Here is a 16,116-nt window from a genome sequence, read left to right on the forward strand (position 1 = left end):
CGCCGTACGAAAGGTTCGCAAAGCTTCTGGCCCGGAAGCATCTCCGGACCCCCGAGCCCCACGGGAGCCTTCGGCCGTAAAACTCGAAAAGGTAAACCGGCTCAGGAATGGCCGAGCGGCTCGGAGACTTCCTCTTCGACGGACCCGACGGCCGGAGTGCCCTCTTCCATCAGGTCGTAGCCGAGGTCGTCGAGGATGGGCATGGCCTGCTCGACACCGGCCGGCGCCACCACGGCCGCCTCGGAGTGCGCCCCGCAGCCGTGGTCGGCCGCGACGACCTTGCCGTCGTCGGGGGCGTACTCGTTGGCGCAGACGCCGAAGCCGAGGCGGAGCGCACCGGCGAGCGGCCAGTAGAAACCGCAGGTGGAGCACTGTGCGGGCGCGGCGTGGGCGAGCGGGGTGTGGGGACCGGAGTCGCCCGCGTGCCAGCGGTGGACGGCACGGTCGCGCCCGATCGCCGAGAGCACTCGCGCCCGGCCGAGCCCGTACTCGAAGATCATCTGACGGTCGGAGTCGTCGTCGGTCTCGGTGAACCCGGGGGCGAGGCGGTCGTCGTCGTCCGAGGTCGGGAGCAGGTCGCCGACGCCGAGGTCACCGGGGAGAAGCCGCTCGCTCCACGGCACCCACGCCGGGGGAAGGAGCGCGCCGCCGCCCGGCAGCAGCACGGTCTCGCTCACGGTGACGTTGCGGGCCCGGGAGGCGCGGGTGACGGTGATGGCCCAGCGCCATCCGCGGTAGGCGCGGTCGAGGCACGCGAAGTAGTGCGTGACGACCCGCTCGGCCTCGCTCTCGAAGCCGAGGTGCTCGCCCACCTCGCCGGGCCGGGCGATCTCCTCGGCTGCGGCCCTGGCCGGCTCCACAGCGGCGGCGCAGGCTTGGTCGACTGCAAAGGTGCGGGAACGAGTGCGGCTCACACGTCAATTCTCACCCATGCTACGAGCGGACATCACTCGTATGGGTCGGGTAAGACTGTAAACCAAAGCCGCGCACGGGATTTCGGAGATCCATCACCAAGAACGACCATGGTCGAGAGCACTGAGGGAGGAAGCGTGGGACACCAGGCCACCGGCTCCGGTGCCCCGCCCACGCGCGCGTGATGGCGGGTGCCTGGGGCAGAGCTCGAGATTCGCTGTCGCGTGCGGCACGGGCCGCCGCCGGGGCGAGCCGCGGCACGGTCCGCGCCGGCCGTACGGCCGCCAAGAAGACCGCGGGCGCCGGGCGCACGGCGGCCAGGGGTACGGTGCGCGCGGGCCGGGGCATCGGCCATGCCAGCCGCAGGCTGACCCACGCCCAGGGCGCCGACCGCACCGGGCTCGGGCGCCTGATCGAGCTCACCGCCGCCCACAGCGCCGGGGACGCGCTCATCACCGTCAGCCTGGCGGGCACCCTGCTCTTCGGCCTGCCCGTGGACCAGGCGCGCGGTCAGGTCGCCCTCTACCTGCTGATCACGATGGTGCCCTTCACCGTCGTGGCGCCCTTCGTCGGGCCCGTGCTCGACCGGTTCCGCTCGGGCCGCCGCTACATCATGGCCGGCACGCTGTTCGCGCGGGGGCTGCTGTGCTGGGCCATGGCGGCGGCGATCGGCCCGGCCGACGGGCTGACGCTCTTCCCCGCCGCGCTCGCCGTCCTCGTGCTGTCCAAGGCCTACAACGTCTCGCGGGCGGCCACGATGCCGAGCGTCCTGCCCGCCGACATCACGCTGGTGACCGCGAACGCCAGGGTCGCCCTGTTCGCGCTGGTGTCCGCGGCGCTGGCCGCCCCGGTAGCGGTCGGGCTGACCGCGTGGGTGGGAGCCGACTGGGTGCTGCGCGGCACCATGGTGATCTTCCTGACCGCGGGCGTGGTCGCCGTACGGCTGCCGCGCCACGTCGACGCCCCTGACCTGGACTTCGAGGAGGAGGACGGCGCGGGCGAGGCGAGGCCCCGCTGGCGCACCCTGCTGAACGTCGGCCCGGTGGTGGCCGAGGCCATGCGGGCGAACGCCGCGATCCGGCTGCTGTCGGGGTTCCTGCTGTTCTTCCTGCTCTTCCTCGTGCAGGAAGGGCATCTCCGGGGCAACGGCATCCCCGAGCAGGTCGTGATCGCGATCCTCGCGGGCGGGGCCGGAGCGGGCGGCCTGATCGGCGCGGTGGTCGCGTCGTGGGTGCGCGGCCGTTCTCCCCAGATCATCGTGCTGTCCACGCTGGCGCTCGCCACCGCGACGGCGACGGCCAGCGCGTTCCTCTTCTCGCTGTGGGCGGCCGTCCTGGTCGCCGTGGTCGCGGGGTTCGCCCAGGAGGTCGGCAAGCTGGCGCTCGACGCGATCGTCCAGCGGGAGATCGGCGAGGAGGTGCGCTCCTCGACCTTCGGCGTGGTGGAGGCGCTGCTGCAGATCGCCTGGGTGGCCGGCGGCCTCGCCGGGCTGCTGCTGTCCCTGCTGACGGGCCGCTCGGCGGGGCCGGTCGGGCTGGCCGTGGTCGCGGTGGCGCTCGTCGCGGCGCTCGCCTGGCTTCTCGTCGCCCGCCGCCGCAGGCTGCGCCACCGTTCCGAACGCATCCGCACCGCGCGGGCCTCGGGACCGCCCTCCCCAGAGATGCCTTCGGGACCGCCCTCCCCAGAGATGCCTTCGGGACCGCCCTCCCCGGAGACGCCTTCGGGGCGGCCCTCCCCGGAGACGCCTTCGGGACGGCCCGCCGCTGGGACCGCCGCGCCCAAGCCGTTCACCGACGTCCACAGGACTCCCGTACCGCGCGAGGACCCCCCGGGCCCGTACGCGGAACGCCCGAGGCCCGAGGCCGCCAAGCCGAGGCCGGACGCGACCAAGCCCCTGACCAACCCGCACGGCTGATCCCGGAGCCCGGCTCCCACCGGCCAGGGCAGCCGTACGGGTTGGGGAAAGGGGCTCCGGGATGGGCGGTCAGGCGTCTATGTCGTCGGCGACGGCTCTCAGCACGGTCGCGATCTTCTTGGCGTGGGCGGCATCCGGGTGCTTGCCCCGCTGGTACGAGTTGGAGACGTCGTCAAGCAGCTTGATCAGGTCCTCGACGATGACGACGAGCTCATCGGGCTTCTTGCGCTTGCCCTTCGGCTTCACCGTCTTGGCGAGCGTCGGCGGCTGCTCCAGCACGTGGACAGAGAGCGCCTGCTGCCCCCGGCGGCCCTCGGCCACACCGAACTCGACCTTCTGACCGGGCTTGAGCGCTTCCACGCCCTTGGGAAGCGCTGAGGAATGCACGAATACCTCACCGCCGTCGTCGCGGGTGAGGAAACCGAAGCCCTTGTCAGCGTCGTACCACTTGACCTTGCCAGTAGGCACAGGGGTGACCTCGTTCAGACTGTCATGAATGGTAATGGATGTAGGTTATGCCCACCCGGGGCATCACATGACCGTCGAAACGGCCCCGATTTCCTAGACGCGCCAGGCGTCGTACCACCCTGCGAACCCCGTCAGATCCGGCAGGACGAAGTCGGCTCCGTGATCGCGCAGAGCCTCCTCCGAGTACGGACCGGTCGCCACGGTGACGCTCACCGCGCGCCCGGCCCTGGCCGCGTCGATGTCGCCTACGTGATCTCCAACGTAGACGGCCGCTCCGAAGTTCGCGATGGCCGCGCCCTTGGCCGCCCCGAACACCGACCCGACGACCTCGTCCACGTCCAGGCCGAGAAACTCGACGGTCTGGCGGGCCGTGTCGCCGTGCTTGCCGGTGACGACGATCACACGCCCGCCGTGGCGGCGAACCTCGGCGACGGACTCCAGCGCGCCCGCCATGAGGGTGGTCATCGGAACGGCGGTGCCGGGATAGAGGGAGCGATAGAGGGCGGCGGCGCCCGGGATCTCCTCAGGAGGCAGCCAGTAGGTCAGCTCGTGCTCCAGCGGCGGGCCGAGCCGGCTGATCACGACGGTGCTGTCGATGACCACGCCGAGCCGGCGCGCCACCTCGTCGTACACCGCCGCGATTCCCGCCCGGGTGTCCGCGAGCGTCAGATCAAGATCGAAACCTACCGAATACACCCTTGAAGGATGCCAAACCCGAGGGGGTGACGCGTACCCGAGCACGTTATGGGAACCTGGGCGGCGAGAAAGGGCTCACTTATCGGCCGGGCCGGAGGTAGTCAGGGATTCATGACCAGATCGACGCGCGAACGGATCATCGACGAGTCCCTGAGGCTGTTCGCCGAGCGGGGCTATTCGGCCACGTCGGTCGCCGAGATCGAGGCCGCCGCGGGGCTGTCGCCCGGAGCCGGCGGGCTCTACCGGCACTTCAGGTCCAAGTACGAGGTGCTCGCCGCCGCGATGAACGAGCACGCCGCCCGCACCCGGTCGCAGATCTCCGGGGCGCTCGCCGAGGTGAACGCCATCGGCGCGTCGGTCCCGATCGAGGAGCGGCTCGCCCACCTGTGCAGGGCGGGCCTGGCGAAGGTCCGCGACGAGAGTGAGCTGACCCGGGTCTTCTTCCGCGACCTGAGCCAGTTCCCCGAGCTGGTCGCCACCGTCCGCGAGGGGCTGCTCCAGCCGATGTTCGACTCGATCACGACGTGGTTCCGCGCGCAGCCGGAGTACGCCGGCGCCGACCTCGACTGGCCCGCCATCGGCGCGGTGCTCGGCGGCGCGGTGGTGCACTACGAGCTGTTCCAAGAGACCGTCGGGGAGCCTCCCGGCCGCACCGAGCGCGACAGGTTCGTGGCCTCGTGGGTGCGGCTCTCGACGGGCCTGCTCAGCGCACCGTCCCGAGCGGCTGCCGCCGGGGTGGCGGAGGTGGCGGGTTGAGCAGGCGGTAGGCCAGCCACAGCACCCCGCCCACCGCTCCGAGCATGAACATCAGCCCGCTGACGTGCCAGAACGAGTCGACGAACGCCTGAAGCCCCACGGCGGGCTCCTCGGACGACCTGAGGGCGCCGAGCAGCACGCCCCCGGCCAGGTAGGCGGCGATCGGCGCCACCAGCCCGGTCAGGCGATCCTGGAAGATCCAGCCCTCGCTCGCCAGCACCGTCAGCGCGCCCGCCGCCCACACCAGCACCGGGAACGGGAAGATCGCGACGTACGGCAGGGGGAACGGGATCAGCAGGCCGGCGAGGATGAGCAGGCCCATCCCCACCACCTCGCGGCGGTCGTTGCGCAGGATGGTCGAGATGTCGCGCCCGTCGGCGGAGGTGGGGTTCACGCGGCGCAGGCGTGCCGCCAGCGGAGCCCTGACGGCGCCGGGAGAGGGCCCGAAGGAGCCCGGAACCGCACCACGCGGCAGCGGCCTCGCGGGCCTCGGCGGGCGGGGCGGCCTGGAAGGAGTGACCGGCCGGAGCGGGGTGACGTTGGTGACCGGGGTGATCTGGGTGGCGTCGTCGACCACGGCGGGGAAGACCTCCGTGGCCGAGTCGCCGAAGTCGTCCGCCGCCGCGGGACGGCCGGCGGGCGGCCCACCCCTCGAAGCCGGCCGGGGCGCGCGGGACGGCCCGGGCGCCGGACGCTCGCGGGAATGCCGCGCGGCCTCCTGCTCGCCGGCGGCCAGCCGCTGGACCTCTCGCTGGAGCAGCACCCCGGGATCGCCGAACCTGGCGATCACCTTGCGGACGGTCGCGAGATCGGCGCTGCCGCGACGCTCCTCCTCGATGCGGATGCGCAGCCGCCCCACGAAATCGAGGCGCTGGTCGGTGCGGAGCACGCCGTGGGCGGCGTCCGCCACCTTGCTGACGTATTCCAGGACGAGCTGGTCGGCGCGCTCGATCACGCTCGCCATACTGCCCGAGCCCACCGGCCCGCGCACCCTTTCGGGGAAACGGCTATTTCTACGGCCGATGACCGCGCACCGCGCCCGAGTGATGACGCTCCGTACGCTGGGCGGATCGACGGTCCGTTCCGGAAGTGCCGGTGATCGGGCAACTGGCGTGCGATGGCCCGTGGGCTCCTACGATGGAGGGGACGGTTCCACGGCGTGGGACGCGCGCTGATCGCTTGACAGGGGGTTCGGTGGAGCGTGATGAACACCGAGTTCACTGAGTGGCTGCGCGGCCTCGCCGACGACCGGCTGCGCGCCCTGGTGGCCGCGCGCCCCGAGCTCATCACCCCCGTTCCCGCGCACCTCGAAGGGCTCGTGATCCGGGCCACCAGCCCCTCGGCCACCGGCAGGGCGCTCGACCGGCTCGACCGCTTCGCCCTCGCGGTGGTCGAGACCCTTCTCGTCATGACCACGGAGGACGGGCCGGGTCAGCCCTACAAGGATCTTCGCGACACCGTGGCCGGGTCCGTCCCCCGGGAGGACGCCGCGCGCCTGGACGAGCCGCTGCGCGAGGCGATCGACCTGCTCCAGATGATGGCCCTGGTCTACGGCCCCGACAGCGGGCTGCGGCTCGCGCCCGGCGTCCGCGACGTGTCCGAGACCCCGGCCGGGCTCGGGCCGCCGGCCGCCGAGGCCTTCCGGCACCACCCGCCCGAGCGCCTCGCGGAGCTGATCGGTGCCGCGCGCGGCGGCCGGGCCGCCTCAGGGGAGGCGGTGCCCGAGCGCTTCGCCGCCCTGCTGGCCGAGGAGGGCGTCGTCAGGCGCCTGCTGGACGACATCGCCCCCCAGGCGCGGGCCGCCCTCGACGAGCTCGCCTGGGGCCCGCCCGCCGGCCGCCTTCCCAACGCCCGGCGCGAGGTGAGCGTGGCCACCGCGCAGTCGCCGATCGAGCAGCTTCTCGCCCGTGGCCTGCTGGCCGCCACCGGCGACGAGACCGTCGTGCTGCCCCGCGAGGTGGCGCTGGTCCTGCGCGACGGCCGGGTCCATCGCGAGCTGCGTCCCGGGGCGCCGCCGCTCGACGGAGCCGCGCGCGACCAGGCCCTGGCCGACCGCACGGCCGCCGGGCAGGCGTTCTCGTTCGTGCGCACGGCCGAGGAGCTGTGCGAGCACTGGGGCGTCGACCCTCCCGGCACGTTGCGCACGGGCGGGCTGTCGGTGCGCGACTGGAAGAAGACCTCGCAGCTCCTCGACCTTCCCGAGTGGACCACCGCGCTGGTGGTCGAGGTGGTCCACGCGGCGGGGCTCATCGCGTCGAGCGCGCCCGTGGACGGCGAGTGGCTTCCCACCACGGCCTACGACGGCTGGCGCGTGAAGGCCACCGAGGACCGCTGGGAGGCCCTGGCGGCGGCCTGGCTGACCAGCGACCGCGTGCCCGGCCTCGTCGGCGAGCGGGACGACCGCGACCGCCTGATGAACGTCCTGCATCCCGAGCTTCGCCGCCCGGCGGCGGCCGAGGTCCGCATGCGCACGTTGCGGGTGCTGGCCTCCGCGGGTCCCGGCCTGGCCCCGTCGGCGGAGTCGGTGCGCGAGCGGCTGGCCTTCGAGCAGCCCCGCCGCCGCGGCACCTACCGCGACCGGCTGGTCGACTACACGCTGCGCGAGGCCGAGCAGCTCGGGCTCACCGGGCTCGGCGCCATGTCCGTCTTCGGCCGCAGGCTGCTGCCCGGGGCGGCCGCGGAGGCGGCGCCGGCCAAGAGAAAGGCCAGGGCCCTCGCGCCGGCCACCCCCGCCGAGCTGCTGGCGCCGTTGCTGCCCGAGCCCGTCGACCACGTGGTGCTCCAGGCCGACCTCACCGCCGTGGCCCCCGGCCCGCTGACCAGCGAGCTCGGGCGCTGGCTGTCGCTCGCCGCCGACATCGAGTCCAAGGGCGGCGCCACCGTCTACCGGTTCGGCGACGGCTCGATCAGGCGGGCGCTGGACGCCGGGTCCAGCGCGGACGAGCTGGTGGCCATGCTGGAGAAGCACTCGACGACCTCGGTCCCCCAGCCGCTGCGCTACCTGGTGACCGACGTGGCCCGCAGGCACGGCCGCCTCCGGGTGGGCACCGCCGGCGCCTACGTCCGCTGTGACGACCCTTCGGTGCTGGACGAGGTGATGGCCGACAAGCGGGCGGTCCCGCTGCGCCTGCGGCGGCTGGCTCCCACCGTCGTGGCCTCGCGGAGCTCCCGCGCGCTCGTGGTCGACTCGCTGCGCGCGATCGGCTACTCCCCCGTCGCCGAGTCGTCCGAGGGCGACGTGCTGGTGACCCGGGCCGACGCGCGGCGTACCGAACGTCCTCCCACCGCGCGGCCGGCGGTCAGCTCGACCGGTCCCGACGCCGACCTGGCGGCTGCGGCCGTACGTGCCATCAGGGCGGGCGACGAGGCGCACCTGGCGCGCAGGCACCCGGTCGCGGCGCCCGACGGTCAGGTGCCGCGCTCGCCCTCGACGGGCACGATCGTGGCCCTGCAGGACGCCATCCGGCAGGGTTCGCGCGTCTGGATCGGCTACCTCGACTCGCAGGGCCACGCCACCAGCCGCATCCTGGAGCCCGCCCGCATGGAGGGCGGCTATCTCACCGCCTACGACGAGACGCGCGCGGCCATCCACCGCTTCGCGCTCCACCGCATCACCGGCGTCGCGGACGTCAACTGACCGGGTTCCCCGACGCCGTAAGGGTTGACGACCCTCACCGGCCGCATCAGTTTGGCGTGCGAAGGCGTAATTCCTCGTGGGAGAAGGTGAGCGCGATGGGCACGAAGCGGACGCTTGGCCGGTTGGCGGAGGAGTCGTGGAACAGGCTGGGAGACTTCGACGCGCTCCACTTCGAGGGGGCCTGGCATCGCGGCCACGATCTGGCGGAGCGCACGAGGCGTGTCACCGGCGGGCTGAAGGCGCTCGGCGTGGAGCCCGGTGACCGCGTCGTCGTGATGATGGTGAACTGCCCCGAGGTCCAGGTCGCCTACCAGGCCTTGTGGGCGGCGGGCGCGGTCGTCACCCCCGTGCTGTTCCTGGTCTCCGCAGAGGAACTGCGGCACATCGTCGCCGACAGCGAGCCCCGCGCCGTGATCGCCTCCGCCGAGCTGCTACCGGCCGTGCTCGCGGCGACGGACGGCCTGGACGTCGCGGTGGTCACGGTGGGCGAGGTCCCCGAAGGCGCGCACGGCGGCACGCGGCGGGTCAGCGGCTTCGCCGAGCTGGAGCAGGCGCCCGAGGCCGGGGCCGAGGGCAGGGACGAGAACGACCTGGCGGCGCTGATGTACACCGGCGGCACAACGGGCCGCGCCAAAGGCGTGATGCTCAGCCACGCGGGCCTGTGGCACGTCTCCCGGGCCGCCCACGATCTCATCCACCGGCCCGGGGTCGACCGGGCCATCGTCCCCGTGCCGCTCTCGCACTCGTACGGGCTGATCATCACGATCACCGCGATGCACGCCCCCGAGCCCCTCCACACGGTGCTCATGCGGTGGTTCGACCCGAAGGCGTTCCTGCGGCTCGCCACCGAGCACCGCGTCCAGTACGGCGCGGTGGTGCCGACGATGCTCCAGGAGCTGCTGGCGGAGCCCCTTGAGGACACTCCGCTGCCCGACCTGCTGTACCTGACGTGCGGCGCGGCGCCGCTCGGGCGCGAGGTACTCACCGCCTTCGAGCAGCGCGTGCCCGGGGTGCGCGTCGTCGAGGGGTACGGCCTGACGGAGACGAGCGCGGTGACCACGTTCAACCCGCTGGACCGCAGGAAGGCCGGAAGCGCCGGGCTGCCGCTGCCCGGATACACGATCACGATCAGAGATGACGACGGCGAGCCGGTGGAGCCCGGCGACCTCGGCGAGATCTGCGTACGGGGAGAGGCGATCATGCGGGGGTACTGGCGGTCCCCGGACGCGAGCGGCCACGCCCTGGTCGACGGCGAGCTGCGCACCGGGGACATCGGATGCACCGACGACGACGGCTACCTGTACGTCGTCGACCGCAAGAAGGACCTCATCATCAGGGGCGGCTTCAACGTCTTCCCGCGCGACGTCGAGGACGCGCTGAACAGGCATCCCGACGTCGCGATGTCGGGAGTGGTGGGCCGTCCCGACGCGAGGCTCGGCGAGGAGGTCGTCGCCTTCGTCCAGCTCAACCCGGGAGGCACGGCGACGGCCGAGAGCCTGATGGAATGGGCCAGGGAGCGGGTCAGCAGGGTGAGGTACCCGCGCGAGGTGCACTTCGTGGAGTCGATCCCGGTGACCAGCGTGATGAAGCTCGACAGGAAGGTGCTGCGCTCCCGGTTCGGCTGATAGGCGGCGCGGGGCCGCGCGCGACGTGGTAAGTGTTGATCTGCCCGGAAAGCCATGGAAGTGAGAAAACGTGAGCAGCGGCCCTCCCGAATCCTCCGGCCAGAACCCCAAGGACTGGCAAAGTCCCTACGGATCGTCCGGAGGGCACGACGCCTACGGCGCCCAGCCGGCGCACGGCGATCCCTACGCCAACCCCGCCCGCACTACGCCGTACGACGACCAGCCGCCCCACGACCAGCAGTACGGGCAGCCTGGCTACGACCAGTACGGTTCACCGGCGCAGGGCCCCTACGACGCACCGGCCCAGCCCCCGTACGGCACGCCCGCCCAGGCCCCGTACGGCCAGCCGGGCTACGACCAGCAGGGATACGGCCAACCGGCCTATGGCCAGCCCGGTTATGACCAGCAGGGATACGGCCAGCCGGGTTACGGTCAGCCCGGGTATGGCCAGCCGGGCTATGGGCAGCCCGGGTACGGGCAGCCCGGGTACGGGCAGCCCGGCTATGGCCAACCGGGCTACGGTCAGCCCGGTTACGGGCAGCCGTACGGGTACCCGCCAAGGCCCGGCGGCGACGGCCCGCGCACCCACGCGATCGTCGCCCTCGTCATCAGCATCGTGATGGCGCTGAGCTGCTACGTCACACTGGGCGGCATCGCCGGGGCCATCCTGGCCGGCATCGCGCTCGGCAAGGTGGACACCGAGCCCGCCCGGGCCAGATCCCTGCTCAAATGGTGCTGGATCAGCATCGGGATCAACATCGGCCTGCTCTTCCTCGGCATCGTGGCCGCCATCGTCATCAGCGCCAACTCGTAAAGGAGCAGGTCGCGGCGGCAAGCCGCGGGAAAGCGGGACTGATCCGGCTCGTTCTCTTGTTGGATAAGCGGACGGGACCGCCAGCACGGTGGCCGTATGCGAACGGGAGAAGAAATCGTGTCTGATGGCCCGCTGATCGTTCAGTCGGACAAGACGTTGCTACTTGAGGTGGAGCACCCCAGGGCCGACGACTGCCGTAAGGCGATCGCGCCCTTCGCCGAGTTGGAGCGGGCTCCCGAGCACGTCCACACCTACCGGGTGACCCCGCTGGCGCTGTGGAACGCCAGGGCCGCCGGGCACGACGCCGAGCAGGTCATCGACGCGCTGATCAGCTTCAGCCGCTACCCCGTGCCGCACGCGCTGCTCGTGGACATCGCCGAGACGATGTCCAGGTACGGCAGGCTCAGGCTGGAGAAGAGCGAGCACTTTGGGCTGACGCTGACCAGCACGGACAAGGCCGTGCTGGAGGAGGTGCTCAGGGCCAGGAAGATCCAGCCGATGCTGGGCGAGCGCATCGGCGACGACACGGTGGCCGTGCACCCGAGCGAGCGGGGCAACATCAAGCAGGCCCTGCTGAAGCTCGGCTGGCCGGCCGAGGACCTCGCGGGGTACGTCGACGGCGAGCACCACCCGATCACGCTGGCCGAGGACACCTGGAAGCTGCGGCCCTACCAGCGCGAGGCGGCCGACTCGTTCTGGCACGGCGGGTCGGGCGTGGTGGTGCTGCCCTGCGGCGCCGGCAAGACGATCGTGGGCGCGGCGGCGATGGCGCACGCCAAGGCCACCACGCTCATCCTGGTCACCAACACCGTCTCCGCCCACCAGTGGAAGCAGGAGCTGCTCAAGCGCACCTCGCTCACCGAGGACGAGATCGGCGAGTACACCGGCACCAAGAAGGAGATCCGCCCGGTCACCATCGCCACCTACCAGGTGATGACCACCCGGCGGCAGGGCGTCTACCGGCATCTGGAGCTCTTCGACGCCCGCGACTGGGGCCTCGTGATCTACGACGAGGTCCACCTGCTGCCCGCGCCGATCTTCCGGATGACCGCCGACCTCCAGGCCAGGCGGCGGGTCGGTCTCACCGCGACGCTGGTACGCGAGGACGGCCGCGAGGGCGACGTCTTCTCGCTCATCGGCCCCAAGCGCTACGACGCGCCGTGGAAGGAGATGGAGAACCAGGGCTGGATCGCGCCCGCCGACTGCGTCGAGGTGCGGGTCACCCTGACCGACCAGGAGCGGCTCGCCTACGCGATGGCCGAGGCGGAGGAGCGCTACCGCTTCTGCGCGACGACGCCGTCCAAGACGCGGGTCACCGAGACGCTGGTCAGGCGGCACGCGGGCGAGCAGGTGCTGGTCATCGGGCAGTACATCGACCAGCTCGACGAGCTGGCCGAGCATCTCAACGCGCCCGTCATCAAGGGCGAGACGCGGATCAAGGAGCGCGAGCGGCTGTTCCAGGCCTTCCGCGACAAGGAGATCCAGGTGCTGGTGGTCTCGAAGGTCGCGAACTTCTCGATCGACCTGCCGGAGGCCTCGGTGGCGATCCAGGTGTCGGGCACCTTCGGCTCGCGTCAGGAAGAGGCGCAAAGGCTTGGCCGGGTGCTGCGTCCCAAGGCGGACGGCGGCGGTGCGCGGTTCTATTCGGTCGTCAGCAGGGACACGGTCGACCAGGATTTCGCGGCGCACCGGCAACGCTTTCTCGCCGAGCAGGGTTATGCCTATCAAATCATCGACGCGGACGACGTGCTCGCCAGCGAGTGACCCTTCCACTTCGCTTCGCTTCGCTGAGCGGCACGCCGCCGGTCCCCCCCAAACCTGTCCCAGGAAAAGCTTCGCCTAGGGGACAGGCATTCAGGTCCACGAAATACCGTCGGTCCTGTACAACCGCATCACCCCCTCGCCTATTGGCTCCCACGGCGCCAACTGCGACATACCCGATGATCTAACTAAATCACAAGGGTTGTCCTGGTTTTTCGCGATTTTGGTATACGTTAACGCAACGTGTTCGCCAGATCACCGACCGACTAACCCGCCGACGTAAAGCACACCCAGCGCGATTAGCCAGGAAGCCGTCGCGATCCCGACTACCATCAAAGACTTTTCCGGATATCTACGCATTATCGGTGGCAATAGGCCGCCCACCGTGCCACTCGCGGCCACGAGTGCGAACACCCCTGAGAGGGTGGACACCACGGTCAGCCGGTCCATGCACGAGTCGAACGGCTCTCCGTTTCCACAGAACGCGGCCAGCCCCCACCCCGCGAAGACCGACAGCGTCCACAGCCCGCCGAGGAGCAGATTGGCCATGGCGGGAATTACCGGAGAGACCGGCACCTGGGTACGCGTCGTCACCCTGACGGCTGTACCCAAAGGTCAAGAGTCGGCAAACTCCGGACAAGCAATACATCGTACGTCCATCTGTGGACACGCGACATAGCGGCATGCCGATGGACGTGGCGTAAGCATATAGGCTTGTTGGTTCGCTGCCTTTGTCCACCGCCCCCGTCCCCCAAGGAGTCCTTCAGCATGCCCGGACACCAATTGGCCCCTGACATATCCGGAGAGGACCCCGGCACTCCGGAGAACGACCCCTCTCACCTCCCAGAAGACCCCACCGAGCACCCTTCGGACGACCCCGCTCAGGTCCTCCAGGCCGAGCGCGCCCACCTGGCCGCGTCCCGGGCCGCGCTGCGCGCGATGCGCGAGCACGCCCAGTCGCTGTCGGCCGACGCCGCGGGCGACTGGGTCTCGCAGCAGGTGCTGCAGGGCCTGCTCGACCAGCGCGTGGCCGCGCTCGCCGACCACGCGGACACCCCGCTGTTCTTCGGCCGGCTCGACAGGGCGGGCGACGACGACCTTCCCGTCACCATCCACGTCGGGCGCAGGCACGTGCACGACGACAGCAGCCGTCCCCTGGTGATCGACTGGCGTGCACCGGTGTCCCGGGCGTTCTACCAGGCCCGCCCGTCCGACCCGATGAGCGTGCGGCGGCGCCGGCGCTTCGGTTTCCACGGCGGCGAGCTGACCGCGTACGAGGACGAGCCGCTCGACCAGGGCACGGCGCCCCTCCAAGAGTCGAGGATCCTCACCGAGGAGATCGAGCGGCCCCGCACCGGCCCCATGCGCGACATCGTCGCCACGATCCAGCCCGACCAGGACGAGATCGTGCGCGCGGACCTCGGCCAGACCGTCTGCGTCCAGGGCGCCCCCGGCACCGGGAAGACCGCCGTCGGCCTGCACCGGGCCGCCTACCTCCTCTTCACCCACCGCGAGAAGCTGGCGCGGTCGGGCGTGATGATCGTCGGGCCGAACCGCGCCTTCCTGTCCTACATCTCCTCGGTCCTGCCCGCCCTCGGCGAGGTGAAGGTCGACCAGACCACCGTCGCGGGCATCGTCGGCGACCACTCGGCCCCCGAGGACACCGCCGTCGCCACCATCAAGGGCGACGCCCGCATGGCGCCCGTCCTCCACCGGGCCCTCTGGATGCACATCAGCAAGCCCGAGGAGGGTCTGCTGATCACTCGCGGCGTCAACCGCTACCGCGTGCCCGACCACGAGGTCCGCGAGATCGTCGCCTCCCTGCGCGGCACCACGCGGTACGGCCCTGGCCGCGCGGCGCTCGCCCAGCGCCTGGCCCACGCGACCCTCGTACGCATGGAGCAGCGTGGCGAGTCGCCCGACGACCGCGTGCAGGACGCGGTCGCCAGGTCCAAGCCGGTCAAGCAGCTCGTCGACCAGGTATGGCCGCGCGTGTCCCCCCAGCAGGTGCTGTTCCGGCTCCTGTCCGACGCCGACTTCCTCGCCCGCGCCGCCAAGGACGACCTGACCCCCGAGGAACGCGAGACCCTGCTCTGGACCAGGCCTCCGCGGTCGTGGAAGTCCGCCAAGTGGTCCGCCGCGGACGCCGCGCTGCTGGACGAGCTGGCCGACTGCGTCGAGCGCACCCCCATGCTCGGTCACGTGGTCGTGGACGAGGCGCAGGACCTCTCCGCCATGCAGCTGCGCGCGCTCGGACGGCGCTGCCGTACGGGCTCGGCCACCGTCCTCGGCGACCTGGCCCAGGGCACCACCCCGTGGTCGGCGAGGTCCTGGGTCGAGGTGCTCGAACATCTCGGCTTCACCGAGGGCGCGGTCACCGAGTTGACCCTGGGGTTCCGCGTCCCGCGCGAGGTGCTCGACTTCGCGGCCCGCCTGCTGCCGTCGGTGGCCCCCACGCTGGCCGCCCCGCGCTCCCTGCGCCCGGGCGCCGGCTCGCTGTCCGTACGGCCGGCGACCGACCTGGCCGGAGCCGTCACGGAGGCCGTGAACGAGGCGATCGCGCACGAGGGCTCCATCGGCGTGATCGCGGCCGACACCTCCATCGCCACGCTGGCCGCCGCCCTGGCGACGGCGGGCATCCCGCACGACGTGCTCGGGCCCGACTCCTCCCCCGAGCAGCGGGTCTCGGTCATCCCCGCGTCCCTGGCCAAGGGCCTGGAGTACGACCACGTGGTCGTCGCGGAACCGGCGGACATCGTCGACGCCGAGGCCCGCGGCCTCGCCCGCCTCTACGTGGTCCTCACCCGCGCCGTCACCTCCCTCAGAGTCCTCCACACCCGCGACCTCCCACCCCAGCTCGCCTAGCCCTCGCCGGCACAGGACACGAACGCAGTGATCAGCCGTGCCCACTCTTGCCCCCCGGCAGGGCACCCACAGCAAGATCGGGCACGGCATGGATTCGCAACCTCTATCACCCACCCGGCACCCGGTGCCGCGCTCAGGGGCTGCCACCGGTCACGCCTTGCTACGTTGGCGTTCATGACCGAAGCAGTAGAGACGGGACTTGCCATACGGAATGGTGTGGCCGAGGACGTCGAGGCGGTGCTGGCCTTCTGGCTCGAAGCCGCTGAAGGGACCGATCGGCATGACAGCGCTGAGAGCGTGCGCCGGCTGATCGAGCGTGATCCGGAGGCGTTGCTGGTCGCCGAGGCGGGCGGGCGCATCGTGGGCACGCTGATCGCCGGGTGGGACGGGTGGCGCTGCCACCTCTACCGGCTGGCCGTCGACCCCGCGCACCGCCGCAAGGGCATCTCCCGCATGCTGCTCGACGCGGCCGAGAGACGCTTCGTGGAGCACGGCGGGATGCGGGCCGATGCCATGGTCCTCCACGACAACACCCTCGCCCACCACGCCTGGACCGCCGCGGGTTACGTACGCCAGGGGGAGTGGGGACGGTGGGTCAAACCACTCGGGTCGCGGCGCTCCTGACGCCCTCGTCGCTCATCAGGGTGCGCGCTGGCCATCCCGAAGA

At 71.6% G+C, this 16,116-nt stretch carries 13 protein-coding genes; 8 read left to right on the forward strand and 5 right to left on the reverse strand.

The features are described from left to right. Positions 1-101: 101 nt before the first annotated feature. Positions 102-914: a DUF3027 domain-containing protein gene (locus OG589_RS34065; protein ID WP_405142259.1), complete on the reverse strand. Its 813-nt coding sequence runs from the start codon at positions 912-914 to the stop codon at positions 102-104. Between the two features lie 182 nt (positions 915-1,096). On the opposite strand from OG589_RS34065, the gene OG589_RS34070 reads away from it, so the two are divergent. Next, on the forward strand, positions 1,097-2,827 hold the full coding sequence (locus OG589_RS34070) for an MFS transporter (RefSeq protein ID WP_405142260.1): 1,731 nt from the start codon (positions 1,097-1,099) through the stop codon (positions 2,825-2,827). 69 nt (positions 2,828-2,896) lie between these two features. Here OG589_RS34070 and OG589_RS34075 read toward each other — a convergent pair whose 3' ends face one another. Both OG589_RS34075 and OG589_RS34080 read right to left on the reverse strand, forming a co-directional pair. Beyond that, positions 2,897-3,295 carry a cold-shock protein gene (locus tag OG589_RS34075; protein WP_358550760.1) on the reverse strand — a complete coding sequence of 133 codons (399 nt, stop codon included), beginning with the start codon at positions 3,293-3,295 and terminating at the stop codon, positions 2,897-2,899. A 93-nt stretch (positions 3,296-3,388) separates the two neighbouring features. Further along, complete coding sequence (locus OG589_RS34080) at positions 3,389-3,991, reverse strand: HAD family hydrolase (protein ID WP_405142261.1); 603 nt, start codon at positions 3,989-3,991, stop codon at positions 3,389-3,391. A gap of 111 nt (positions 3,992-4,102) precedes the next feature. Between OG589_RS34080 and OG589_RS34085 the strand changes: the two genes are divergently transcribed. Next, positions 4,103-4,747: a TetR/AcrR family transcriptional regulator gene (locus OG589_RS34085; protein ID WP_405142262.1), complete on the forward strand. Its 645-nt coding sequence runs from the start codon at positions 4,103-4,105 to the stop codon at positions 4,745-4,747. On the opposite strand, the gene OG589_RS34090 is transcribed toward OG589_RS34085, so the two are convergent. Then, a complete protein-coding gene (locus OG589_RS34090; protein ID WP_405142263.1) occupies positions 4,695-5,702 on the reverse strand; it encodes a hypothetical protein in 1,008 nt (335 codons plus the stop codon). The genes OG589_RS34085 and OG589_RS34090 overlap by 53 nt on opposite strands. A gap of 249 nt (positions 5,703-5,951) precedes the next feature. On the opposite strand from OG589_RS34090, the gene OG589_RS34095 reads away from it, so the two are divergent. The 4 genes from OG589_RS34095 (at position 5,952) to OG589_RS34110 (ending at position 12,587) form a co-directional block, all read left to right on the forward strand. After that, the gene (locus OG589_RS34095) at positions 5,952-8,384 is read left to right on the forward strand and encodes a helicase-associated domain-containing protein (protein ID WP_405142264.1); all 2,433 of its coding nucleotides are present in this window, start codon (positions 5,952-5,954) and stop codon (positions 8,382-8,384) included. 95 nt (positions 8,385-8,479) lie between these two features. Beyond that, entirely contained in the window at positions 8,480-10,009 is a 1,530-nt protein-coding gene (locus tag OG589_RS34100) for a class I adenylate-forming enzyme family protein (protein WP_405142265.1), read from the forward strand. A 70-nt stretch (positions 10,010-10,079) separates the two neighbouring features. Next, positions 10,080-10,823, forward strand: coding sequence for a hypothetical protein (locus OG589_RS34105; RefSeq protein WP_405142266.1), 744 nt, complete (start codon positions 10,080-10,082; stop codon positions 10,821-10,823). A gap of 96 nt (positions 10,824-10,919) precedes the next feature. Then, positions 10,920-12,587, forward strand: coding sequence for a DNA repair helicase XPB (locus OG589_RS34110; protein ID WP_405142267.1), 1,668 nt, complete (start codon positions 10,920-10,922; stop codon positions 12,585-12,587). Positions 12,588-12,839: 252 nt separating this feature from the next. Here OG589_RS34110 and OG589_RS34115 read toward each other — a convergent pair whose 3' ends face one another. Then, positions 12,840-13,133, reverse strand: a complete 294-nt coding sequence (locus OG589_RS34115) for a hypothetical protein (protein ID WP_405142268.1) — start codon at positions 13,131-13,133, stop codon at positions 12,840-12,842. Between the two features lie 219 nt (positions 13,134-13,352). Here OG589_RS34115 and OG589_RS34120 point away from each other — a divergent pair, with 219 nt between their 5' ends. Both OG589_RS34120 and OG589_RS34125 read left to right on the forward strand, forming a co-directional pair. Beyond that, on the forward strand, positions 13,353-15,449 hold the full coding sequence (locus OG589_RS34120) for a HelD family protein (RefSeq protein WP_405142269.1): 2,097 nt from the start codon (positions 13,353-13,355) through the stop codon (positions 15,447-15,449). A 174-nt stretch (positions 15,450-15,623) separates the two neighbouring features. Next, positions 15,624-16,073, forward strand: a complete 450-nt coding sequence (locus tag OG589_RS34125; protein ID WP_405142270.1) for a GNAT family N-acetyltransferase — start codon at positions 15,624-15,626, stop codon at positions 16,071-16,073. Positions 16,074-16,116: the final 43 nt, after the last annotated feature.

The sequence above is a fragment of the Sphaerisporangium sp. NBC_01403 genome (assembly GCF_045040145.1).
Classification (GTDB): domain Bacteria; phylum Actinomycetota; class Actinomycetes; order Streptosporangiales; family Streptosporangiaceae; genus Sphaerisporangium; species Sphaerisporangium viridialbum.

What these genes read in the sequence shown, in the direction of transcription:
- OG589_RS34070 (WP_405142260.1), top strand. Translation starts at nt 1,097, where the DNA reads ATGGCGGGTGCCTGGGGCAGAGCTCGAGATTCGCTGTCGCGTGCGGCA.
- OG589_RS34085 (WP_405142262.1), top strand. Translation starts at nt 4,103, where the DNA reads ATGACCAGATCGACGCGCGAACGGATCATCGACGAGTCCCTGAGGCTG.
- OG589_RS34095 (WP_405142264.1), top strand. Translation starts at nt 5,952, where the DNA reads ATGAACACCGAGTTCACTGAGTGGCTGCGCGGCCTCGCCGACGACCGG.
- OG589_RS34100 (WP_405142265.1), top strand. Translation starts at nt 8,480, where the DNA reads ATGGGCACGAAGCGGACGCTTGGCCGGTTGGCGGAGGAGTCGTGGAAC.
- OG589_RS34110 (WP_405142267.1), top strand. Translation starts at nt 10,920, where the DNA reads ATGCGAACGGGAGAAGAAATCGTGTCTGATGGCCCGCTGATCGTTCAG.
- OG589_RS34115 (WP_405142268.1), bottom strand. Translation starts at nt 13,133, where the DNA reads ATGGCCAATCTGCTCCTCGGCGGGCTGTGGACGCTGTCGGTCTTCGCG.
- OG589_RS34120 (WP_405142269.1), top strand. Translation starts at nt 13,353, where the DNA reads ATGCCCGGACACCAATTGGCCCCTGACATATCCGGAGAGGACCCCGGC.
- OG589_RS34125 (WP_405142270.1), top strand. Translation starts at nt 15,624, where the DNA reads ATGACCGAAGCAGTAGAGACGGGACTTGCCATACGGAATGGTGTGGCC.